The 21,485-nt window shown below is 71.7% G+C and carries 18 protein-coding genes; 11 read left to right on the top strand and 7 right to left on the bottom strand.

Features of this window, described 5'->3' with window-relative positions:
* Window positions 1-3: 3 nt before the first annotated feature.
* The 4 genes from AB0B28_RS17410 (at window position 4) to AB0B28_RS17395 (ending at window position 7,465) form a co-directional block, all read left to right on the top strand.
* A complete protein-coding gene (locus AB0B28_RS17410; RefSeq protein WP_360122021.1) occupies window positions 4-711 on the top strand; it encodes a ThuA domain-containing protein in 708 nt (235 codons plus the stop codon).
* Entirely contained in the window at window positions 696-1,790 is a 1,095-nt protein-coding gene (locus AB0B28_RS17405; RefSeq protein ID WP_360122018.1) for a Gfo/Idh/MocA family oxidoreductase, read from the top strand. The genes AB0B28_RS17410 and AB0B28_RS17405 overlap by 16 nt, the downstream gene beginning before the upstream one ends.
* Window positions 1,791-1,882: 92 nt before the next feature.
* Window positions 1,883-6,454, top strand: a complete 4,572-nt coding sequence (locus tag AB0B28_RS17400) for an ATP-dependent helicase (RefSeq protein ID WP_360122015.1) — start codon at window positions 1,883-1,885, stop codon at window positions 6,452-6,454.
* Window positions 6,455-6,691: 237 nt separating this feature from the next.
* On the top strand, window positions 6,692-7,465 hold the full coding sequence (locus AB0B28_RS17395; RefSeq protein WP_360122012.1) for a hypothetical protein: 774 nt from the start codon (window positions 6,692-6,694) through the stop codon (window positions 7,463-7,465).
* A 3-nt stretch (window positions 7,466-7,468) separates the two neighbouring features.
* Here the strand turns inward: AB0B28_RS17395 and AB0B28_RS17390 are convergent, their stop codons facing one another.
* On the bottom strand, window positions 7,469-7,819 hold the full coding sequence (locus tag AB0B28_RS17390) for a MerR family transcriptional regulator (RefSeq protein ID WP_360122009.1): 351 nt from the start codon (window positions 7,817-7,819) through the stop codon (window positions 7,469-7,471).
* A 76-nt stretch (window positions 7,820-7,895) separates the two neighbouring features.
* Between AB0B28_RS17390 and AB0B28_RS17385 the strand changes: the two genes are divergently transcribed.
* Together AB0B28_RS17385 and AB0B28_RS17380 are read left to right on the top strand one after the other, a co-directional pair.
* Window positions 7,896-8,603 (top strand): SDR family oxidoreductase, encoded by a 708-nt coding sequence (locus AB0B28_RS17385; protein WP_360122006.1) that lies wholly within the window; start codon window positions 7,896-7,898, stop codon window positions 8,601-8,603.
* Window positions 8,604-8,750: 147 nt separating this feature from the next.
* Window positions 8,751-9,167: a pyridoxamine 5'-phosphate oxidase family protein gene (locus tag AB0B28_RS17380; protein WP_360122003.1), complete on the top strand. Its 417-nt coding sequence runs from the start codon at window positions 8,751-8,753 to the stop codon at window positions 9,165-9,167.
* Window positions 9,168-9,176: 9 nt separating this feature from the next.
* On the opposite strand, the gene AB0B28_RS17375 is transcribed toward AB0B28_RS17380, so the two are convergent.
* Both AB0B28_RS17375 and AB0B28_RS17370 read right to left on the bottom strand, forming a co-directional pair.
* Window positions 9,177-10,037 (bottom strand): alpha/beta hydrolase, encoded by an 861-nt coding sequence (locus tag AB0B28_RS17375; protein ID WP_360122000.1) that lies wholly within the window; start codon window positions 10,035-10,037, stop codon window positions 9,177-9,179.
* Between the two features lie 56 nt (window positions 10,038-10,093).
* Entirely contained in the window at window positions 10,094-11,320 is a 1,227-nt protein-coding gene (locus tag AB0B28_RS17370) for a serine hydrolase domain-containing protein (RefSeq protein WP_360121997.1), read from the bottom strand.
* A gap of 164 nt (window positions 11,321-11,484) precedes the next feature.
* Between AB0B28_RS17370 and AB0B28_RS17365 the strand changes: the two genes are divergently transcribed.
* From AB0B28_RS17365 to ligD, 3 genes are read left to right on the top strand one after another with little or no spacing between them, the layout of a single operon-like run.
* Window positions 11,485-12,627 carry a glutathione S-transferase C-terminal domain-containing protein gene (locus AB0B28_RS17365; protein WP_360121994.1) on the top strand — a complete coding sequence of 381 codons (1,143 nt, stop codon included), beginning with the start codon at window positions 11,485-11,487 and terminating at the stop codon, window positions 12,625-12,627.
* 50 nt (window positions 12,628-12,677) lie between these two features.
* Window positions 12,678-13,724, top strand: a complete 1,047-nt coding sequence (locus AB0B28_RS17360; protein WP_360121991.1) for a glucose 1-dehydrogenase — start codon at window positions 12,678-12,680, stop codon at window positions 13,722-13,724.
* Window positions 13,725-13,726: 2 nt separating this feature from the next.
* Window positions 13,727-14,632 carry a non-homologous end-joining DNA ligase gene (ligD, locus tag AB0B28_RS17355; protein WP_360121988.1) on the top strand — a complete coding sequence of 302 codons (906 nt, stop codon included), beginning with the start codon at window positions 13,727-13,729 and terminating at the stop codon, window positions 14,630-14,632.
* Window positions 14,633-14,683: 51 nt separating this feature from the next.
* Here ligD and AB0B28_RS17350 read toward each other — a convergent pair whose 3' ends face one another.
* From AB0B28_RS17350 to AB0B28_RS17335, 4 genes are read right to left on the bottom strand one after another with little or no spacing between them, the layout of a single operon-like run.
* Window positions 14,684-15,802, bottom strand: coding sequence for a bifunctional 2-methylcitrate synthase/citrate synthase (locus AB0B28_RS17350; RefSeq protein WP_360121985.1), 1,119 nt, complete (start codon window positions 15,800-15,802; stop codon window positions 14,684-14,686).
* On the bottom strand, window positions 15,792-16,703 hold the full coding sequence (gene prpB / locus AB0B28_RS17345) for a methylisocitrate lyase (protein WP_360121983.1): 912 nt from the start codon (window positions 16,701-16,703) through the stop codon (window positions 15,792-15,794). The genes AB0B28_RS17350 and prpB overlap by 11 nt, the downstream gene beginning before the upstream one ends.
* The gene (locus tag AB0B28_RS17340; RefSeq protein ID WP_360121980.1) at window positions 16,700-18,199 is read right to left on the bottom strand and encodes an MmgE/PrpD family protein; all 1,500 of its coding nucleotides are present in this window, start codon (window positions 18,197-18,199) and stop codon (window positions 16,700-16,702) included. The genes prpB and AB0B28_RS17340 overlap by 4 nt, the downstream gene beginning before the upstream one ends.
* Complete coding sequence (locus AB0B28_RS17335) at window positions 18,196-18,534, bottom strand: acyl-CoA thioesterase (RefSeq protein WP_360121977.1); 339 nt, start codon at window positions 18,532-18,534, stop codon at window positions 18,196-18,198. The genes AB0B28_RS17340 and AB0B28_RS17335 overlap by 4 nt, the downstream gene beginning before the upstream one ends.
* A gap of 171 nt (window positions 18,535-18,705) precedes the next feature.
* Between AB0B28_RS17335 and AB0B28_RS17330 the strand changes: the two genes are divergently transcribed.
* Together AB0B28_RS17330 and AB0B28_RS17325 are read left to right on the top strand one after the other, a co-directional pair.
* Window positions 18,706-20,685, top strand: coding sequence for a short-chain fatty acyl-CoA regulator family protein (locus AB0B28_RS17330; RefSeq protein WP_360121974.1), 1,980 nt, complete (start codon window positions 18,706-18,708; stop codon window positions 20,683-20,685).
* A 42-nt stretch (window positions 20,686-20,727) separates the two neighbouring features.
* A complete protein-coding gene (locus AB0B28_RS17325; RefSeq protein WP_360121971.1) occupies window positions 20,728-21,345 on the top strand; it encodes a copper resistance CopC family protein in 618 nt (205 codons plus the stop codon).
* Window positions 21,346-21,485 lie beyond the last annotated feature (140 nt).

Genomic DNA, 21,485 nt, shown 5'->3' with positions numbered 1-21,485 from the left:
CGCATGGCACCATCACAGAGCAAACGCGCGCTCGTCGTGCGCGGCGGCTGGGACGGGCACCAGCCCGTCGAGGCCACCGACTCGTTCCTCCCCTTCCTGAAAGAGCACGGCTACGAGGTGCGCGTCGAGGACGCCACCGCCGTCTACGCCGACGAGGACTACATGGCCTCGGTCGACCTCGTCGTCCAGACCAACACCATGAACACGATCGAGCGGAACGAGCTCGCGGGACTCATCGCCGCGGTCGAGAACGGCGCGGGCATGGCCGGGTGGCACGGCGGCATCGCCGACTCCTACCGCAACAGCTCGGACTACCTCCAGTTCATCGGCGGCCAGTTCGCCACCCACCCCACCCGGGCCCCCCGCGAGGAGCTCAAGGGCGAGGCCGCGGACTGCTTCACCCACTACACCGTCAACATCGTCCCCGAGCGGGCCGACCACCCGATCGTGGCGGGCATCGAGGACTTCGACCTCCACACCGAGCAGTACTGGGTCCTCTCCGACGACTACAACGACGTCCTGGCGACCACCACGATCCCCGTCACCGACTACCACGCGTGGCACCGCCCGATCACCTGCCCCGCGGTGTGGACCCGCCAGTGGGGCCGGGGCCGGATCTTCGTCTCCACCCCGGGCCACGATATGGGCGTCCTCGCCGACCCCAACGTGCGCACCATCATCGAGAGGGGCCTCCTGTGGGCCAGCCGCTGAGAGTCGGCATCGTCGGCACCGGAGCGATCTCGGGCCAGTACCTCGACGCCTTCGCGCGCCTGGACGCGGTGCGCCTGGTCGCGGTCGCCGACCTCGACCGGGCCCGCGCCGAGACCGTCGCCGCCGAGCAGGGCGTCCGCGCCCTGAGCGTGGACGACCTCATCGCCGACCCCGAGGTCGACGTGGTCCTCAACCTCACCGTCCCCGCCGCGCACGCCGACATCGCGCTCAAGGCCATCGCCGCGGGCAAGGGCGTCTACGGCGAGAAGCCGCTCGCGGCCACCCTCCCCGAGGCCCGCGCGGTGATCGAAGCGGGCCGCGACGCGGGCGTGCGCGTGGGCTGCGCGCCCGACACCGTCCTCGGCACCGGCGTCCAGACCGCCCGCAAAGCCGTGGACGACGGCCTGATCGGCACCCCGGTCGCCGCCACCGCCACGATGCTCACCCCCGGACACGAACGCTGGCACCCCAACCCGGACTTCTACTACGCGCCCGGCGGCGGGCCCCTGCTCGACATGGGCCCGTACTACGTGACCGCGCTGGTGACCCTCCTCGGCCCGGTCGCCTCGGTCGTCGGCGCGGCCAGCCACACGCGCGAGACGCGCACCATCGGCTCCGGTCCGCGCCAAGGCGAGACGGTGCCGGTCACTGTGGACACGCATGTCACGGGCGTGCTCCGGCACGAGTCCGGCGCGCTCTCGACGCTCGTGATGAGTTTCGACGCGGTCGCCACCCGCGCCTCCAACATCGAGGTCCACGGCCAGACCGGTTCGCTCATCGTGCCCGACCCCAACGGCTTCGCCGGGGATGTGCTCCTCAACGCCCTCGGCAGCGGCGGCTGGGAGACCCTGGCGCCCAGCGCGGGCTACCGCGACGCGGCCCGCGGGTACGGCCTCGCCGACCTCGCGGCCACCCCGCGGGGCACCGCGGCGCGCGCCAACGGCGACCTGGCCTATCACGTGCTCGACGTCATGACCTCGCTCCTGGCCTCCGCGGAGCAGGGCGCGGCGGTCACCGTCGAGAGCACCTGCGAGCGCCCCGCGGCCGTGCCGCTCCAGGACGCGCCGCAGGCGGTCTGAGCCGCGCGCCGGGACCGGCCCGGTCCCGGCGCGTCCCGTCCGCCTCACGCGAACCGGTGAACGTGTCGCACCCGTGGGGCACCATTGACGCCATGTCCAGCGCCGCGCGTCCTCATCCCGCTCTCGCGGCGTTCTCACCGGCCACCGCGTCCTGGTTCGCGCGCACCTTCGGCGAGCCGACCGCCGCGCAGCAGGGCGCGTGGCAGGCCATCGGCGAGGACAAGGACGTGCTGGTGGTGGCCCCCACCGGTTCGGGGAAGACCCTCGCGGCGTTCCTGTCGGCCATCGACGACCTCGCCTCGACCGAGCCCCCGGCCGAGGCCAAGCGCCGCTGCCGGGTGCTCTACCTCTCGCCGCTCAAGGCCCTCGGCGTCGACGTCGAACGCAACCTCCGCGCCCCGCTCGAAGGCATCCGCGGCGAGGCCCGCCGCCTCGGCCTGCCCGAACCCGACCTGACCGTCGCGGTCCGCTCGGGCGACACCCCGCAGTCCGAGCGCCGCGCCATCGCGAACCGCCCGCCCGACATCCTCATCACCACCCCTGAGTCCCTGTTCCTGATGCTCACCTCGCAGGCCCGCGACGCGCTCGCCGCGGTCGAGACGGTGATCCTCGACGAAGTCCACGCCGTGGCGGGCACCAAACGCGGTGCGCACCTGGCGCTCTCGCTCGAACGCCTCGACGCGCTGCTGCCGAACCCGGCCCGCCGGATCGGCCTCTCGGCCACCGTCCGGCCGGTCGAGGACGTGGCCCGCTTCCTGTCCCCCCGGCGCGAGACCGCGATCGTGCAGCCGCCCTCGGAGAAACGCTGGGACCTCTCGGTGGTCGTGCCCGTCGAGGACATGGGCGCGCTCGGCGAGACCTCTGACCCCACCTCGCCTTCGAAGGCCGCGACCTCGATCTGGCCGCACGTCGAGGAACGCATCGTCGACCTCGTGGAGCAGCACCGGTCCACGATCGTGTTCACCAACGCCCGCCGCGTGGCCGAACGGCTCTCCAACCGGCTCAACGAGATCGCCTACGAGCGCCGCGAGGGACGCCCGCTGCCCGAGGACCGCGCGCCCGCGGCCATGATGGGCGGCTCGGGCGCCACGCCCGGGCCGCCGCCGATCCTGGCCCGCACCCACCACGGCTCGATCTCCAAGGAGCAGCGGGCCGAAGTCGAAGGCGACCTCAAGGCCGGGCGCCTGCCCGCCGTGGTGGCCACCTCCAGCCTGGAACTGGGCATCGACATGGGCGCGGTCGACCTCGTCGTCCAAGTCGAGGCCCCGCCCTCGGTGGCCTCGGGGCTCCAGCGCGTCGGCCGCGCGGGCCACCAGGTCGGCGCGGTCTCGCGCGGCGTGTTCTTCCCCAAGGTCCGCGGCGACCTCATCCAGTCCGCGGTGGTCGCCGAGCGCATGCGCTCGGGCGCGATCGAGGCGCTCAAGATCCCCGCCAACCCGCTCGACGTGCTCGCCCAGCAGCTCGTGGCCATCACCGCGATGGACGACTGGGGCGTGGACGACCTGCTCGACCTGGTGCGCCGCGCCGCCCCGTTCGCGACCCTCCCCGACTCGGCGTTCGAAGCCACATTGGACATGCTCGCGGGCCGCTACCCCTCCGACGCGTTCGCCGAACTGCGCCCGCGCGTGGTCTGGGACCGCGCGACCGGGACCGTCAGCGCCCGCCCCGGGTCGCAGCGCCTCGCCGTCACCTCCGGCGGCACCATCCCCGACCGGGGACTCTTCGGGGTGTTCCTCGCCGGGACCGACCCCAAGCGCGGCGGCGGCCGCGTGGGCGAGCTCGACGAGGAGATGGTCTACGAGTCGCGCGTAGGCGACGTGTTCACCCTCGGCACTTCATCGTGGCGGATCGAGGAGATCGGCCGCGACCGCGTCTCGGTCTCCCCGGCCCCCGGCGCGCCCGGCCGCCTCCCGTTCTGGCGCGGCGACGGCCTCGGCCGCCCCCTCGAACTCGGCCGCGCGATCGGCGCGTTCGTGCGCGAACTCGCCTCCCTGGACGACGCCGCGGCCCACGCGCGCCTGGCCGCCGCCGGTCTGGACGCGTTCGCGGCCCGCAACGCGATCGCCTACCTCGCCGACCAGCGCGAGGCCGCCGGTGTGGTTCCCGACGACCGCACCATCCTCATCGAACGGTTCCGCGACGAACTCGGCGACTGGCGCATCGTGGTCCACTCCCCGTTCGGCGCGCAGGTCAACGCCCCCTGGGCCCTCGCACTCGGCGAGCGCCTGCGCGAGCGCCACGGCATCGACCCGCAGCTGATGCACCACGACGACGGCATCGTGGTGCGCCTGCCCGACACCGAGACCCCCGACCCGCTCGGGGCCGCCGACCTCGCGTTCGGCGAGGACGAGATCGGGCCGATCGTCACCGAGGCGGTCGCGGGCTCGTCCCTGTTCGCCTCGCGGTTCCGCGAAGCGGCCTCGCGCGCGCTGCTCCTGCCGCACCGCCAACCGGGCAAACGCCAACCGCTGTGGCAGCAGCGGCTCCGCTCCGCGCAGCTCCTCGAAGTCGCCGGGCGGTTCCCGACCTTCCCGATCATCCTCGAAGCCGTGCGCGAGGTCCTCCAAGACGTCTACGACGTGCCCGGACTCGCCGAACTCATGCGCGACATCGCCAGTCGCGACGTCCGCGTCGTCGAAGTCACCACCACCGAGGCCTCCCCGTTCGCCCGCACGCTCCTGTTCGGCTACGTCGCGCAGTTCATGTACGCGGGCGACACGCCCCTGGCCGAGCGCCGCGCCGCCGCGCTCTCGCTCGACTCCCGGCTCCTGGCCGACCTCCTCGGCGACGTCGACCTGCGCGAACTCCTCGACCCCGACGTGCTCGCCGAGACCGAACGCGAACTCCAGTGGCGCACCGAGGACCGCCGCGCCCGCGACGGTGAATCCGTGGCCGACCTCCTGCGCCTCCTCGGCCCCCTCACCGACGCCGAACTGGCCGAACGCGGCGCCGAACCCGCCTGGACCCGAACGCTGTCCGACGCGGGCCGCGCCATCAGCGTGGACATCGCCGGGCGCGACCACTGGGCCGCGATCGAGGACGCAGGGCGCCTGCGCGACGCCCTCGGCACCGCTCTGCCCGGAGGCGTCCCAGCGGCCTTCACCGAACCCGTGCCCGATCCGCTCGGCGACCTCCTCGCCCGCTACGCCCGCACCCACGGCCCCTTCACCACTGCCGAAGCGGCCCAGCGCTTCGGCCTCGGCGCGGCCGTCGCCGACACCGCCCTGCGGCGCCTCGCCGCGGACGGCGGCCTCGTCGAAGGCGAATTCCGGCCCGGCGGCGAGCACCTCGAATGGTGCGACGCCACCGTGCTCCGCCGTCTGCGCCGCCGCTCGCTCGCGGCCCTGCGCAAGGAACTCGAACCGGTCCCGCCCGAGACGCTCGCCGCGTTCCTGCCGCGCTGGCAGCAGATCGGCACCTGGGCCGCCGAGCGCGGGCCCGGGCAGCTGCGCGGGATCGACGGCCTGGCCCGCGCTGTCGAACAACTCCAAGGCGCGTCCGTGCCCGCTTCGGCCTTGGAGCAGTCGATCCTGCCCTCGCGGGTGGCCGACTACACCCCGGCGATGCTCGACGAGCTCACCGCTTCGGGCGAGATCCTCTGGGCCGGAACCGGAACGCTGCAAGGCAAGGACGGCTGGATCGCCCTCTACCCGGCCGAGACCGCCCCGCTGCTGCTGAGCGAACCGGGGCCGCTCGAACCCGCGCCGCTCCACGAGTCCCTCATGGACTCACTCGCCGGAGGCTACGGCCTGTTCTTCCGCCAGCTCCTCGACCGCGTCCGCGCCGAAGGCCACTCCGAGGCCACGGAAGGCGACCTCGCGGCCGCATTGTGGGACCTCGCGTGGTCGGGGCGGGTCACCAACGACACGCTCGCGCCGCTGCGGGCCCGCCTCGGCTCCGGGACCACCGCGCACCGTGCCCGACGCTCGACTCCCCGTGCCCGCCAGGGCCTCCCCGGCTGGCGCGACCTGCGCCAGCCGAGCACCGCGAGCCCGCCCGAGGTCGCCGGGCGCTGGTCGCTGCTGCCCGCGCTCGAACCCGATCCCACGGTCCGCGCGCACGCGTTCGCCGAGACCCTGCTCGACCGGCACGGGGTCGTGACCCGCGGCGCGGTGGCCGCCGAAGGCGCAGAGGGCGGCTTCGCGAAGGTCTACCGGGTGCTCTCGGCGTTCGAGGAGACCGGCCGCGCCCGCCGCGGCTACGTGGTCGAGGGCCTCGGCGCGGCCCAGTTCGCGGGCGAAGGCGCGGTGGACCGCCTGCGTGCCAACGTGGCCGAGACCGCGGGCGCGACGGTCCTGGCCGCCGCCGACCCCGCGAACGCCTACGGCGCGGCCCTGCCCTGGCCCGAACCCCCGGATGGCTCGGGCCACGTCCCGGGGCGCAAAGCGGGAGCGGTTGTGGCCTTGGTGGACGGCGCGCTCGCCCTCTACGTCGAACGCGGCGGCAAAACGCTCCTGGCCTGGCCCGCCGAAGGCGACTGGAGTGAGGATTCCCGAATCGCCAGCGCCACAACGGCACTCGCGGAGGCGACCCGAGCGGGCAACGCCCCGCCGCTCCACATCGAACGAGTGAACGACGAAGCGGCCCAATCATCCCCACTCGCGCCGCTACTCGAAGCGAACGGCTTCCGAATAACCCCCCGCGGCTACCGCCTCCGCCCCTGAACCGAGGCGCCCGCGGCCGATACCGCGCACGTGACGACCGGACGTGGTCGACTCCGCGCAGCGAGAGGCGCATGCGGCGCTGAGCGCCTGAACACCGGTCGACCGATGCGATGAAGGCGCCCGAAGCCCCTCCGCCTCGGATCCGGAACATGCACCATTGGTGCATCGTATTGCGATACCGGGTTACCCCTGGACTGTCGGGGCACACCTCGGCGTCGCACCAACCGAGGCGGTCGCATGTCCGAGAACGTCAAGTCCAGAAGCGATCTCGTCCGCGCCTCCTGCGTCCTGCTCGCGGCACTGCTCCAGCTCGCCGCCGGAGCGCTCGGCGGCAGCGGCGCCCTCGGTGCATCGGTCGGCGAGGTGGCCCGGTCCCACCCGAATCCGCTGCTGCCCGGCGGCACGGCCTTCATGATCTGGAACGCGATCTACGTGGCCGTGCTGGCTTTGGCGGTGTGGCAGGCGCTCCCCTCCCAGCGCGGCGAACCCGTGCACCGTGACACCGGCTGGTGGATCGCGATCGCGGGAGTGCTGAACGCGGTCTGGGTGCTGCTGTTCGCCTCCGGCCAGGTCGCGGCCTCGCAGATCGTGATCGTGGCGCTGCTCGTGGCCCTCGCCGCCGCCTGGGCCAACGCGGCGGCCGACGCCCCGAGCGGTCGTGCCGCGCGCTGGCTCCTCTGGCTTCCGCTCACGCTCTACACCGGCTGGGTCGCGGTGGCCGCGGTCGTCGGCGCCTTGACCACTTGGGCCGCGGTCACCGACGACGGTGTCGCCTCGGCGGCGGCGGTCCTGGCACTCGCGCTCACCGCAGCGGCACTGACCTGGGTGGTCGCCAAGGCCAGGGCGGTCCTCGGCTTCACCGCCGCCGCGCTGTGGGCGCTGGCCTGGATCGCGGCGAGCGCGGATCCGGCCGCGGCAGTGACGGCGGGCGTGGCGGCGGCGCTCGTCGCGGGCGCGTTCCTCGTGCGGCTCATCGTCTCAGGCGAACCGACACGGGCGGCCTTGGGATGATCCCTAGGACTCGCGGTCGTCGCCGATGTAGGCCAGCATCGCCTCGAAGCGGTCCCTCTTGGCCGCCACGGCCGCGAATTCGGCTTCGAGGCGGGCGTGCTCGGCGTAGATCACGGCCCGCTGCTCGGGGGTGACCTCGTCGGCGCTCTCGCAGCGGCGGAGTTTGGCGATCGCTCTGCTGGGGAGGCCGTTCTCCAGGAGCATCCGGATCCAGCGGACCTGGTCGACCGCGTCCCGGGTGTAGACGCGCTGGCCGCTCGCGGTGCGTTCGGAGCCCAGGAGGCCCTGCTCCTCGTAGTACCTGATGGCGCGCACGGTCGCGCCCGTGGCCTCGGCCAGTTCTCCGATGCGCATCCGCGTCCTCCTTCGCTGTGGCGTCTGCCACTATCGTTTGCCCCTGACGTCGGCGTGAGGTCTTAGCGTCGACCGCATGGAGATCCAAGGAGCAATCGCACTCGTCACCGGCGCCAACCGGGGCATCGGCCGCCATTTCGCGCGGCAACTTCTCGAACGCGGCGCGGCCAAGGTTTATGCCGGGGCGCGCGACATCGATACGGTCGACCTGCCCGGCGTCCAAGCCGTACAGCTCGACATCACCGACCCGGCCTCGGTCGCGGCCGCCGCCGAGGCCGCTTCGGACGCGACGATCCTGATCAACAACGCGGGGATCGCCACGTTCGAGAACCTCGTCGCCGGGTCCGAGGACGCGATCCGGCGCGAGATGGAGACCAACTTCTTCGGGGCGCTGCGCATGGTCCGGGCCTTCGCGCCGGTGCTCGGCGCGAACGGCGGGGGAGCGATCCTCAACATGCTGTCGGTGCTCTCGTGGCGCACGCCCGGGCTCGGGCACGCCTACGCGGCGGCCAAGGCCGCGTCGTGGAGCCTGACGAACGCGGTCCGGCTCGAACTCGCGCCGCAGGGCACGCACGTGGTCGGGCTGCACGTGGCCGGAGTCGACACCGACATGCTCGCCGGGATCGAGGCCGAGAAGGCCGACCCTGCGGACGTGGCGCGGGCCGGGCTCGACGGCATCGAGTCGGGCGCCTTGGAGGTCCTGGCCGACCGGCCCACCGCCGAGGTCAAGGCGCTCCTGAACGCCGACCCGAGCGTCATCTATCCCGAGCTCGCCGCGCGCTGACCGGAACCTGTTGCTCGCCGCGTCCCGAGCGGGACGCGGCGAGCAACGTTCCCCAGCCGCGCGACCGGGAGGTTGGTAGCGTCGAACCAGCGGTGACGGCCGAGGACCGCCTCGGCCCGGTCCCGCATCGTCGCGAAGGGATCTGCTGTGGAGCGTCAACGAGTCCCGGTCGAGATCGACCCCGAGGCCGCGCTGGACCTCCTCGGCCGCGCCGAGTTCGGGCGCGTGGCCTTCGTGGTCGATGGCGCCCCCGTCATCAGGCCCCTGAACCATGTCGTGCTCGACGGCCGGATCTTCGTGTTCACCAGGCACACTTCGGCGTTCGCGCGAGCGGTGAAAGCCGGAGCCGGTCTCCGGGTCGCCTACGAGGCCGACGAGGTCGAGCCGGACACCCGCCTTGGCTGGAGCGTCCTGGTCTCGGGCACCGTGGTCGACGTCTCCCGCGATCCCCACGCCGCCCAGATCGGCCTCCAGGTCGAGTCCTGGATGCGCGACCCGCTGGACATGGTCATCGCCGTCGACCCTGAGCGCGTGTCCGGACTGCGCCTGGTCGCCGCCAAGTGAGCCGGGAGCTCACCGGTCGAGGAACTCGGCGATGAGCGGGGCGATCTCGGCCAGGTGGGTCTCCAGCGCGAAGTGCCCGGTGGCGAACAGGTGCAATCCGGCCTTCGGCAGGTCGTCGAGGTAGGCGCGGGCGCCCGGTTCGGTGAAGAACGGGTCGCCGGTGCCCCACAGGATCAGCGCGGGCGGCGTGTGGGTCCGCATCCAGGCCTGCCACGCGTCGTATTGATCCACATTGGAGTGATAGTCGAACGCGAGCGCGACCTGCGCCTCCTTGCGTCCGGGCAGGTCCAGGAAGTGCTGGTCGAGGGTCCAGCTCTCGGGCGCGATCACCGAAGGGTCGGCCACTCCGGTCTCGTACTGGAACCTGGTGCCCTCCAAGGTGAGCAGGTTCCTGATCGTGGCCTCGGCTTCGGGCTGATCGGGGCGCAGCGCGATGAAGTCGCGGGCTCCCTGCGAGAGGCCGGCCTCGTAGGCGTTGCCGTTCTGGACCACGAGCCCTTCGATCCACTCCGGACGACGCAGCGCGATACGGAAGCCCACCGGAGCGCCGAAGTCGAACGCGTAGAACGAGAACCGGGTCAGGCCCAGCCGTTCCACGAAGCCCTCGATGGTGTCGGCGAGGGCGTCGAAGCTGTACCGGTAGTCCTCGGGTGCCGCCGTGCGCCCGAAGCCGGGGTAGTCGGGGGCGATGAGCCGGTACCGGTCGCCGAGTGCGGCGAACAGGCCGCGGAACTGGTGCGAGGACGAGGGGAAGCCGTGCAGGAGCAGCAATGTCGGCGCGTCGGGCCGCTCTGGGACCGACTCCCGGTAGGCGACCTCGACGCCGCCGACATCGATGGTGCGGTGGTGGACGCGAGGGAAGGTGCTCATCTCAACTAATGCCTTTCATATAATGATGCATTAGTTATAGCACGCTCCCTAACGTGCTATCCGTTAGTGAGCATGAGATCCTGAGGCGCGAACGTCATCACGCCCGGCTCCTCGTCGATGTCGACCCCGCACAGACCCGCCACCAGCAGGCCGAAGAGCGCCCACTGGACCTCGGCCGGGTCCGCGTAATGCCGGTCGTCCAGGTTCCAGGAGAAGCTCATCTGCCGCTCGCCGTCCGCGGAGTGGAACGAGTAGGTCTGGTGCCCCAGCCCGCCGCCGGTGTGCCCCAAGTGCATCGCCTCGGGATCGTCGGGGCAGCCCAACTGGAGCCCGGTGAGCCCGAGCCCGTAGTCGAAGCCCAGCTCGGTGGGCACGTACACGGTGGCCTCGGCGAGCTGCTCCTCGCTCAGAAGCGTCCCGTCGGCGAACGCCCGGTAGAAGTCGTTGACGTCCGCCAGTTCGGCGATGACGCCGCCCGCCGCCCACAGCTGCGTGTTCGACAGCTCCGAGGTGTCGAAGTACGGCCGATCGAGATCCCCTGTGGACAGGTACGGCACCAGATGATCGCCGCGGAAACCCGAGCTGTCGTCATGCGGCAGATACGAGTCGTCCATGCCCACGGCCTCGAACACCCGCTGGTCGAGCTCGTGCCCGAGGCTGTTCCCGGTGAGCTCCTCGATCAGCAGGCCGAGCGCCATGTACCCGGTGTTGGAGTACGACCACTGCTCCCCGGGCGGGAACAGCAACGGCCCCTCGGTGCTCATCTCGATGAGCGCCTCGGGGGAGTGGTGGACGCGGTGGTCGGCCTCGACGTCGCTGATGTCGTTCTCCAGCAGCGACGGGTAGAGGTGGACGAAGTAGTCGTCCAGTCCGCCGGTGTGGCTGAGGATCTGCCGGATCGTCGGTTCGTCCTCATAGGGCAGCAGCCCCGGGAGGTGGTCGCCGAGCACGCCGTCGAGGTCGACCGCGCCCTCGTCCTGGAGCTGGAGGAGGATCACCGAGATCATCGACTTGGTGAGGCTGGCGATCCGGACCCGGTCGTCCGGCTCGGCCGCCTCGCCCCCGTCGAGACCGCGGTCGCCCACGGCCCCGGTCCAGGTCTCGTCGCCGTCGCGGGCCTCGGCGATCACCGTGAATCCGCCGATCTCGGCGAACTCGGCGATCTTCGCTTCCAGGAGCGCTTCGTCGAATGCGTCGCCGGGCTCGGTTGCGGCCGCCGACGCTCCGGTAGCCGCGACGAGCGCGGCGGTGAGCAGGCTTGCGAGTGGGAGGTGTCTTGGCATGAGTCCACCCTAGGAGCCCGAAGGCCCGGATATAACCGCGAACAGGACGATATTCGCCTAAACCGGAGGCAGGAGCACACGCCGCGCTTCTCCTCCGAACGGAGGAACCGCGACTCGAACCCGAAGCGGGGCAGCCGCATCGGACAACTGCGTAGGCTGGCCCCATGAGCGCAGCGCAGCAGCCAGAACCGAACCCGACCGCCGGCACCGAGCACTCCACCAAAGGCGCGTACGTCACCGGCGAGGAGTTCACGCGGGACACCAACTACATCGAGGACCGGATCGTGGCCGATGTGGACGCCGCGCTGGCCGCGCCCGTGGAGGCCTCCTCGACCATCGGCGATCCGCGCATGACCGGCCTGAACGAAGGCGCGCACGCGTGGCCGGTCGAGCCGGGCCGCTACCGCCTCGTGGCCGCTCGCGCCTGCCCGTGGGCGCACCGCTCGATCATCGTCCGCCGCCTGCTGGGCCTCGAGGACGTGCTGTCGCTGGCCACGCCGGGCCCGGTCCACGACGTGCGCTCGTGGACCTTCGACCTGAACCCGGAGGGCCGCGACCCGGTACTGGGCACCGAGCGGCTGCAAGAGCACTACTTCGCGCGCTTCCCGGGGTATCCGCGCGGGATCACCGTGCCCGCGATCGTGGACGTGCCCTCGGGAGGGGTGGTCACGAACAACTACCCGCAGCTGACGTTCGACCTCTCGACCCAGTGGAGGGCCCACCACCGCGAGGGCGCGCCGGACCTGGTCCCCGCGGACCTGGTCGACGACATGCTCCCGGTGATCAAGCGGATCTTCACCGAGGTCAACAACGGGGTCTACCGGGCCGGCTTCGCCGGTTCGCAGCGCGCCTACGACAAGGCCTACGAGCGGCTGTTCGACGCCCTCGACTGGCTCGAAGACCGCCTGGCCGACCGCCGCTACCTCATGGGCGAGCACCTCACCGAGGCCGACGTGCGCCTGTTCACCACGCTCGTGCGGTTCGACGCGGTCTACCACGGCCACTTCAAATGCAACCGCAACAAGCTCACCGAGCAGCCGAACCTGTGGGCCTACGCGCGGGACCTGTTCCAGACCCCCGGCTTCGGCGACACCGTCGACTTCGACCAGATCAAACGCCACTACTACGTCGTCCACGAGGACCTCAACCCGACCCAGATCGTCCCGGACGGACCCGACCTGGAGAACTGGCTCGCAGGCCACGACCGCGAGCGCCTCGGCGGCTCCCCGTTCGGCGAAGGCACCGCGCCCGGCCCCGTCGCGGCCGAGGAGCGCCCGCCCGGCGCGAACCCGCTGTACCGCCGCTGAACTGCGCGAATCGGAGATTCGAGGACCCCTCCGGTGCGACAATGGCGCACATGCGCGCTATTACCGTCGCGCCGGGACGCAAGGGGTCCGTGGCGCTGGAGGAGATCGACGAACCGGTCGCCGGTGAGGGCGAACTGCTGGTGGACGCCGTCACGCTCGGCGTGTGCGGCACCGACCGCGACCTCACCGAAGGCGAATACGGTTGGGCCCCAGCGGGCAAGGAGCGGCTCGTGATCGGTCACGAATCGCTCGGCCGGGTCCGCGAGGCCCCCGAAGGGAGCGGCTTCGCGCCCGGCGACCTGGTCGTGGGCGTGGTCCGCCGCCCCGACCCGCTGCCGTGCGGCGCGTGCGCGAGGGGCCTGTTCGACTCGTGCCGCAACGGCGAGTACGTCGAGCGGGGCATCAAGGAGCTCGACGGGTTCGGCAGCGAAGTGTGGACGGTCGAGGCCGACTACGCGGTGAAGCTCGATCCGGGCCTGTCCGAGGTCGGCGTGCTCATGGAGCCCATGAGCGTCCTCGCCAAAGCCTGGGAGCAGATCGACCGCGTGGGCGGGCGCTCGTGGTTCGACCCGAAGTCGGTGCTGGTCACCGGCGCGGGCCCGATCGGCCTGCTGGCAGCGCTCATCGGCTCCCAGCGGGGCCTGGAGGTCCACATGCTCGACCTCAACACCGAAGGGCCCAAACCGAAACTGGCCGCCGCGATCGGCGCGACCTACCACACCGACGGCATGGCCGCGGCCCTGGAACGCGTCGTGCCCGACATCGTCATCGAGGCCACCGGCTCCGAAGCGCTGGTGTTCGAGGCGATCTCGGCGACCGGCGCGTTCGGCGTCACGTGCCTGACCGGGGTCTCGCCTTCGGGCCGCAAGGTCAGCGTCGACGCCGGGACCCTCAACCGCGACCTGGTGCTGGAGAACGACGCGGTCGTGGGCTCGGTCAACGCCAACCTGACGCACTACGAGGAGGCCGCGCGGCTCTTGGCCGAGTCCGACCGCGACTGGCTCAAGGGCCTGATCACCCGCCGCCTCCCGTTGGAGGACTACGAGCAGGCCTTCCAAGGCGGGCGGAACGACGTCAAGATCGTGATCGACTTCTGAGCATGGCGACCATCCGGCTCGACGGGCACGACATCGAGGTCACCAAGGCCGACAAGGAACTGTTCCCCGCCGACAACGTGACCAAAGGGGACCTGGTCGAGTACTACCGGTCGGTCGCCGAGGTGATGCTGCCGCATCTGGCCGGGCGGCCGCTGACCATGCGGCGCTTCCCCGACGGGATCGACTCGGACGGGTTCTTCCAGAAGCATCCGTCCGCGCACTTCCCGGACTGGATGACCGTGGTCGAGGTCCCGCAGCGCACGCGGGGCGAGACCGTGACGCACGTGGTCTGCGACAGCGCCGCGACACTGGCCTACCTCGCGAACCAGGCCGCCGTCGAGTTCCACATCTGGCTCTCCACGATGGACGACATCGACCGGCCCGACCGGCTCGTGATCGACCTCGACCCGCCGCCTGACATCGAGGTCGCTGTGCTCCGCTCGATCGCGCACCGGTTCCGCGACCTGTTCACCGAGATCGGGCTGACACCGTTCACGCAGGCTACGGGCGGACGCGGCTACCACGTCGTGGCCCCGCTCGACCGAAGCGAGGACTTCGACTTCGTGCGCGCTCTGGCGCTGGACCTCGCCGAGCGCGTGGCCGAGGCCGAACCCGACCTCGTGACGACCGCGCAGCGCAAGCAGCGCCGCGAGGGCCGGATCTTCCTCGACGTGGGCCGCAACGGCTACGCCCAGACGTTCGTCGCCCCCTACTCCCTGCGGGCCCGCCCGGGCGCGGCGATCGCCACCCCCCTTGACTGGGACGAGCTCGGCCGCTCCCGACCGAACGGCGTCACCATCACCAAAATGCGCCGCCGCCTCGCCCAGAAGACCGACCCCTGGGCCCGCATCGACGACCACGCCGCGTCCCCCACCGAGGCGAGGAACCGGTTCGACGCACTCGGTTGAGTCTTGAGTGGACTGAAGGCCCGCAGACCATCCTCTGCGGGCCTTCAGTGTCTATGCGGCGGCCGGGACCGGTCTGGTTTCGTGGCCGGTGTAGGCGCTGAGGGGGCGGATGAGGGAGTTGGCGGTGAGCTGTTCGATGACGTGGGCGGTCCAGCCGGTGATGCGGGACATGACGAAGAGGGGTGTGAAGGCGGGGATGTCGAAGCCCATGAGGTAGTACGCGGGACCGGCCGGGAAGTCGAGGTTCGGTTTGATGCCCTTGGCGGCGTACATCTCCGCTTCGAGGGCCTCGTACATCGCGACCCACTTCTGTCCGCCCGCGATGTCGGCCATCTCCACGAAGGCGCGCTTCATGGTGGGGACCCGGGAGTCGGCGTCCTTGTAGACGCGGTGCCCGAAGCCCATGACCTTCTCCTTGGCTGCCAGGCGTTCCCGCAGCCACGCCGCGGCGGTCGCGGGGTCGCCGATCTCCAACATCATGCGCATGACGGCCTCGTTCGCGCCGCCGTGGAGCGGGCCTTTCAGGGCGCCGACGGCGGCGGTGACGGCCGAGTAGATGTCGGAGAGCGTGGAGGCGACCACGCGGGCGGTGAACGTGGAGGCGTTGAAGGAGTGTTCGGCGTAGAGGATCATCGAGATCTCGAAGCAGCGCAGCACTTCCGGGGCCGGGACTTCACCGAAGCACATGTGGAAGAAGTTCTCGCAGAACCCGAGCGTGGGGTCGGGCGCGATGCGGGCCAAGCCCTTGCGGCGGCGCAGGTCGTGGGCGATCACCGTCGGCAGCTTGGCGAACAGGGCCTCGGCCTTGGCCTGGTTGGCGGCGAGGGAGTTGTCGTCCTCGGCCGGGTCCTCGGCGCCCAGGCAGGAGACGGCGGTCCGCAAGAGGTCCATCGGGTGGCAGTTGTCGGGCACGCGTTCGACCACGGCGATGGTCGAACGAGTGACTTCCCGTTGGGCCCGTTCGCGATCGGTGAAGCTGCGCAGGGCCGCAGAGTCCGGAAGGTCGCCGTACCAGATGAGGTGCGCGACCTCTTCGAACGAGCGGGACGCGGCGAGCTGGTCGACCGGGTAGCCGCGGTAGGTCAGCGAGCGGGTCTCGGGGACGACCTCGGAGATCGCGGTCGTGTCGGCCACGACCCCCGCGAGTCCCTTGTGGATACTAGTGGTCATCGGTTCCTCCCGGGATGTCGAAGTCGAACAGGGTCTGGTCGAACTCGGCGTACGAGGCGTACTCGACCAGTTCGTAGAGTCGCTTGCGGGTCTGCATCCGCTCGACGAGCCCGGCCTGGGTACCCTGCTCGCGCAGCGCTTCGAGGAGCCCTTCGACCGCGCCCATCGCGCTGCGCAAGGTCGAGACCGGCCAGATCACCAGGTTGTAGCCGAGATCCTGAAGCTGTGAGGCAGTGAGCAGCGGGGAGGCCCCGAACTCGGTCATGTTCGCCAGCAGCGGCACCTCGACCGCGTCGCGGAAGGCCGCGAACTCGGCCTCGGTGCGCAGGGACTCGGGGAACACCATGTCCGCTCCGGCATCCACATAGGCCTTCGCGCGTTCGATGGCCGCGTCGAGTCCTTCCACGGACCTGGCGTCGGTGCGGGCGCAGATGACGAAGTCGGGGTCGGTGCGGGCGTGCACGGCGGCCCGCACCCGCTGGACCATGCGGTCGGCGCCGACGAGCTCCTTGCCGTCGAGGTGCCCGCAGCGCTTGGGGTTGACCTGGTCCTCCAGATGGAGCCCGGCGAGTCCGGCGTCCTCGAACGCCTCGATGGAGCGGGCCACGTTGACGACCTCGCCGAAGCCGGTGTCGGCGTCGATCAGGGTCGGCAGGTCGGTGGCGCGGGCGATCTGGCCGCCGCGCCCGGCGACCTCGCTGAGCGTGGTGAGCCCGATGTCGGGCAGCCCCAGGTCGGCCGAGAGCGCCGCGCCGGAGACGTAGACGCCGTCGAAGCCGTGGTCGGCCACCGCGCGGGCCACGAGCGGCGAGAACGCCCCCGGTAGCCGCTGGAGCCGCCCCGAGGCCAGGCCTTCGCGCAGGCGGCGGCGCTTCTGGGCGGGCGTGGTTCGGGTCGTCATCGGAACAGTCCTCCTCGGGCCTGCGAATCGAGTAGCCCGGGGGCCGCCTCCAGGTTGAGCATGCGCACTTCGCGGGCGTCGAGTTCGCCCAAGCGCACCGCGAGGTCGAGGAACCGGTCCTGCTCGGCCTCGGCGACGACCCCTTCGGCGAGGGTCCGGAACTTCGCCACGTACTCCTCGCGCCCGAAGGGCCTGGCGCCCCTGGGGTGCGCGTCGGCCACGGCGAGCTCGTCGGCGATCTGGGTCCCGTCGTCCAAAGTGACCTCGACGCGGCCGCCGAAGGCCCGCTTGTCGGGATCCGGGTCGTGGTAGCGCTCAGTCCACTCAGGATCCTCGACGGTGCGAACCTTGTGCCACAACGCCACCGTCGACTCCCGGTGCGCGCGTTCAGGAGTATAGGACCGCTCGTGGTGCCAGTCGCGATCCTCCAGGGCGACGGCGAAGATGTACAGGATGGAGTGGTCGAGGGTCTCGCGGCTCGCGTCGGGGTCGGACTTCTCTGGGTCGTTCGCACCGGTCCCGATCACGTTGTGCGTGTGGTGGCTCGTGCGGATCAAGATCTCTTTGACGCGACCCAGGTCCCCGATCTGCGGGGCGAGGCGCCGCGCGAGGTCGATGAGCGCCTGGCTCTGGTACTCCGCCGAGTGTTCCTTGGTGTAGGTGTCCATGATGGCCCGCTTCGACTCGCCCGGGCCCGGCAGCGGCACTTCGTAGCGCGCCGCCGGTCCGCCGAGGAGCCGGGCGATCACGCCGTCCTCGCCCTCCCAGATCGGTGAGGGCGCGCCCTCACCGCGCATCGCCCGGTCGACGGCCTCGACCGCGAGCTTCCCGGCGAAGGCCGGCGCGTACGCCTTCCACGACGAGATCGCGCCCTTGCGGGACTGCCGCGTGGTCGTCGTCGTGTGCAGCGCCTGCCCCACGGCCTGGTAGATCACCTCGGGCGACAGTCCCAGGAGCGTCCCGATCCCGGCCGCGGCCGAGGGCCCCAGGTGCGCGATGTGGTCGATCCGGTGCTCGTGCAGGCAGATCCCGCGCACGAGGTCGACCTGCACCTCGTAACCGGTGGCGATGCCGCGCAGCAGCGCCCGCCCGTCGAGCCCGCGGTGCTGCGCCACGGCCAGCACCGGCGGGATGTTGTCGCCGGGGTGCGAGTAGTCGGCGGCCAGGAACGTGTCGTGGAAGTCCAGCTCCCGCACCGCGGTACCGTTCGCCCACGCCGCCCACTCCGGCGAGACCCGCGCCCCCACCCCGAACACCGAGGCGCCCGGCTCGTACGGGTGCGCCAGCGCCTGCGCGCGAGCGTTCGCCACCGGGCCGCGCCCAAGCGACGCGGCGGCCACGGCCGCGTTGTCGATGACGCGGTTGGCGATCATCGCGGCCACGTCGGCCTCGACCGGGACCGGGTCGGCGGCGACCTCGGCGATCTTCCACGCGAGCTGACGATCGCGCGGCAGGTCCTCCTCGGAGGCGTACGAGCGGACGGGATGGGTGATCATGCCAGGTCTCCTTGCGGTGCTTCGGGTTCGGTCATGGCGACCATGTGGAAGTCGCCGCGAACGGCTTCGCGGCGCTCGCCGGTGCTGAGGGTCTCGGCCACCACGACCACGCTGACGGTCATCGAACGGCGGCCGCGCCGCTCGACCACCGCGGTGGCCTCGACCAGGTCGCCGGGCTGGATGGGGTGCGCGAACTCGATGTCGTCCGCGCCCGCGCACACCACGTCGCCGCGGGCCTCGCGGCTGGCCGCGACGAACGCGGCCCGGTCCATCAGGGCGATGGCGGCCCCGCCGAAGAGCGTGCCGCGGTGGTTGAGCTGTTCGGGGAAGACCACGTCAGCGATCGTCGGCCCGGGTCGGGACTGGCCCAAGACGCTCGGCCCCCTTCCGTTCAGTAGAGTAGGTTCACAGTATGCACACGCGAATACCCACTTGAAAGGCCTGTAAATGTGGTGTCTTGTGGAATTCTCGGACTCGTTTTGTGAAACTTGTGAAAGGTCGTGGTCATGGCGCTGAAGAACGCGAAGGTCGGGCTGCGGCTGCGCCGCTTCCGCGAAGAGCAGGGCCTCACCCAGGCCGCGCTCGCCGCCGCCCTGGGCATCTCCACCTCCTACGTCAACCAGATGGAGTCCAACCAGCGCCCGCTCACCGGCCCGGTCCTGCTGCGCCTCGCCGAGGTCTACGACCTCGACGTGCAGCGCTTCTCGACCTCCGAGAGCGACCGCCTCACCGCCCAACTGCTCGACGCCCTCGCCGACACCGTCCACGCCGACCGCGTCGCCGCAGGCGAGGCCCGCGAACTCGCCGAAGGCATGCCGCAGCTCGCCCAATACGTGGTCGACCTCCACCGCCGCTACCGCCACGCCCTCGAACGCAACACCGCCATGAGCGCCGAACTCGACTCCGGCTCGGCCCCCACCGCCCACGAAGAAGTCCGCGACCTGTTCTACGCCAAACGCAACCATGTCGCGGGCCTCGACCGCGCCGCCGAGGACACCGCCGCCGGACTCGACCCCACCGACCTGGCCGCGAGCCTCACCCGGCACCTGAGGGAACGCCACGGCACCACCGTCGCCGACCTCGCCCCCGGCGAAGGCGCCCGCACCAAACGCCGCTTCGAACCCGACACCCGCGTCCTGCGCCTCTCACCCCTGCTCTCGCCCGGACAGCGCGCCTTCCAACTCGCGACCCACCTCGCGCTCGTCGCCCACGGCGACCTCATCGACGCCGAAGTCGCCGCCGCCGACCTCTCCGGACCCGAAGCTGAAGGCCTCGCCCGCATCGGACTGGCCAACTACTTCGCCGGAGCGCTGATCCTCCCGTACGGCCCGTTCCTCGGGGCCGCCGAAGCGCTCCGCTACGATATCGACCTCCTCCAAAGGCGCTTCGGCGTCGGCTTCGAGACCGTGGCCCACCGCCTCAGCACCCTCCAGCGGCCCGGCGCGCGCGGCGTCCCCTTCTTCTTCGTCCGCGTCGACCGCGCCGGGAACATCTCCAAACGCCAGTCCGCCACCGACTTCCACTTCTCCCGCGTCGGCGGCTCCTGCCCACTGTGGAACGTCTACGACGCCTTCTCCCACCCCGGCGAGATCCGCACCCAACTCGCTCAGATGCCCGACGGCCGCTCCTACCTGTGGGTCGCCCGCACCGTGGCCCGCCGCTACGGCGGCTACGGCACCCCCACCAAGACCTTCGCCATCGGCCTCGGCTGCGACCTCCACCACGCCCACCGCCTCGTCTACGGCGACGGCCTCGACCTCGCGGGCCCCGCCGTCCTCACTCCCATCGGCCCCGGCTGCAAAGTCTGCGACCGCACCGAATGCCCCCAACGGGCCTTTCCCGCCATCGGCCGCCCCCTCGACGTCGACGACCACGCCAGCCGCTTCACCCCCTACCCCTCGGCCGCCGAACCCGACACCCGGTTATGCGAGAATCGCTCCGTGCACATCGGCCAGCCACTCGTGCGCGGCTTCCGCGCGCTGGTCTTCGCGCTCGCCTGCACCGCCGTCTCCGCGGGCCTCCACGCGTTCGCCGACGGCTCCCTCATCCCCGCCCCGGCCCTCGCGGCCGCCGCCTTCGCGCTCACCCCCGCCGCCTACCTCCTCGCCGGGACCCAACGCGGCACCGGCACCCTCCTGGCCGCGTGCGCAGCCGCCCAGACCGGCCTCCACGTCTGGTTCACCGCCACCGCGGGCCACCTCCACGACTTCCTGCCCAGCGCGCCCATGCTCGCGGCCCACCTCGTCGCCATGGCCGCGTCCGCGCTGTGGCTCGCCCGAGGCGACGCCGCACTCGCCGCGTTCCTCGACTTCCTCATCCTCCGATTCGGCCCGGCCCTATGGCTGCGCCTCCACAAGACCACCGGCCCGGCCGCACCGCGCCCGGCACCGGTCCCGTTCCGCGGCCCCCGCCCGCACCTGACGCTCCTTGCCTGCGCGGCCACCCGCCGCGGCCCACCCGCACGCTCCCTTTCCCCAGTGTCCTGAACACCGGCGGGCCGCTGCCCGCACCCGGAAAAGAGAGCGAACATGCGAAACCACCAGACCACCCGCGTCGCCGCGGGCCTCCTCGCCGCGCTGTGCGGCACCGTCCTCGCGCTGGCCTCGGCCGCGCCCGCCTCGGCGCACGCCGCGGTCGTGGGCACCGACCCCGAGGACGGCGCGACCCTCGACACCGCGCCCGCCTCGGTCTCGGCGACCTTCTCGGAGATCCTCGACGGCCCCTCGACCACGATCGCGGTCACCGGCCCCGACGGCGAGGTCGTCGAGGTCGAAGCCGCCGAGTACGACGGCGACACCTTCACGCAGCCGATGCGCTACACCGTCCCCGGCGAGTACACGCTCGCCTACCGCGTCATCTCCGAGGACGGCCACCGCATCGACGGCTCGGTGACCTTCACCGTGGCCCAGATCCCGACCGAACTGCTCGACCCCGCCACCGCCCCGACCACCGAGGCCGACTCCGAAGCCACTGAAGGGGCCACCACGGAGGCCGAGCCGACCGAGGCGTCCACGACCGCGGCGGCGGCCGAGGACGACGACACCGGAGCCACGATCGCCGTGGTCCTGCTCTGCGCCCTCGTGGTCGTGGCGGGCGCGGTGCTCCTGGTACGGGCGATGCGAAAGCGCGCCAAGGCCGAGAGCTAGACGCTCGGAGGCGAAACGGCAGCGACCCAGCGCCGCCGAGGGATCGTCGGCCCCGCCAGCGGGAGTACTCCAGTGCGGCGACCCCGACGCGCGCGGCGCGATCGAGGCCGGCACCCCCGAGATGGCCGGCGCGGGCTCCC

The organism is Glycomyces sp. NPDC046736 (assembly GCF_040645615.1).
Classification (GTDB): Bacteria; Actinomycetota; Actinomycetes; order Mycobacteriales; family Micromonosporaceae; genus Glycomyces.
Note: the sequence above shows the minus strand (reverse complement) of the source record. Positions and strands in the feature narration are given on the sequence as shown.

Excerpts from the sequence above, each read along its gene's own strand:
- AB0B28_RS17390 (WP_360122009.1), bottom strand. The coding sequence starts at position 7,819 with ATGCGCATCGGAGAACTGGCCGAGGCCACGGGCGCGACCGTGCGCGCC.
- AB0B28_RS17325 (WP_360121971.1), top strand. The coding sequence starts at position 20,728 with ATGCGAAACCACCAGACCACCCGCGTCGCCGCGGGCCTCCTCGCCGCG.
- AB0B28_RS17370 (WP_360121997.1), bottom strand. The coding sequence starts at position 11,320 with ATGCCAAGACACCTCCCACTCGCAAGCCTGCTCACCGCCGCGCTCGTC.
- AB0B28_RS17330 (WP_360121974.1), top strand. The coding sequence starts at position 18,706 with ATGGCGCTGAAGAACGCGAAGGTCGGGCTGCGGCTGCGCCGCTTCCGC.
- AB0B28_RS17360 (WP_360121991.1), top strand. The coding sequence starts at position 12,678 with ATGCGCGCTATTACCGTCGCGCCGGGACGCAAGGGGTCCGTGGCGCTG.
- AB0B28_RS17400 (WP_360122015.1), top strand. The coding sequence starts at position 1,883 with ATGTCCAGCGCCGCGCGTCCTCATCCCGCTCTCGCGGCGTTCTCACCG.
- AB0B28_RS17410 (WP_360122021.1), top strand. The coding sequence starts at position 4 with ATGGCACCATCACAGAGCAAACGCGCGCTCGTCGTGCGCGGCGGCTGG.
- ligD (WP_360121988.1), top strand. The coding sequence starts at position 13,727 with ATGGCGACCATCCGGCTCGACGGGCACGACATCGAGGTCACCAAGGCC.
- AB0B28_RS17395 (WP_360122012.1), top strand. The coding sequence starts at position 6,692 with ATGTCCGAGAACGTCAAGTCCAGAAGCGATCTCGTCCGCGCCTCCTGC.
- AB0B28_RS17350 (WP_360121985.1), bottom strand. The coding sequence starts at position 15,802 with ATGACCACTAGTATCCACAAGGGACTCGCGGGGGTCGTGGCCGACACG.
- AB0B28_RS17375 (WP_360122000.1), bottom strand. The coding sequence starts at position 10,037 with ATGAGCACCTTCCCTCGCGTCCACCACCGCACCATCGATGTCGGCGGC.
- prpB (WP_360121983.1), bottom strand. The coding sequence starts at position 16,703 with ATGACGACCCGAACCACGCCCGCCCAGAAGCGCCGCCGCCTGCGCGAA.
- AB0B28_RS17340 (WP_360121980.1), bottom strand. The coding sequence starts at position 18,199 with ATGATCACCCATCCCGTCCGCTCGTACGCCTCCGAGGAGGACCTGCCG.
- AB0B28_RS17365 (WP_360121994.1), top strand. The coding sequence starts at position 11,485 with ATGAGCGCAGCGCAGCAGCCAGAACCGAACCCGACCGCCGGCACCGAG.
- AB0B28_RS17385 (WP_360122006.1), top strand. The coding sequence starts at position 7,896 with ATGGAGATCCAAGGAGCAATCGCACTCGTCACCGGCGCCAACCGGGGC.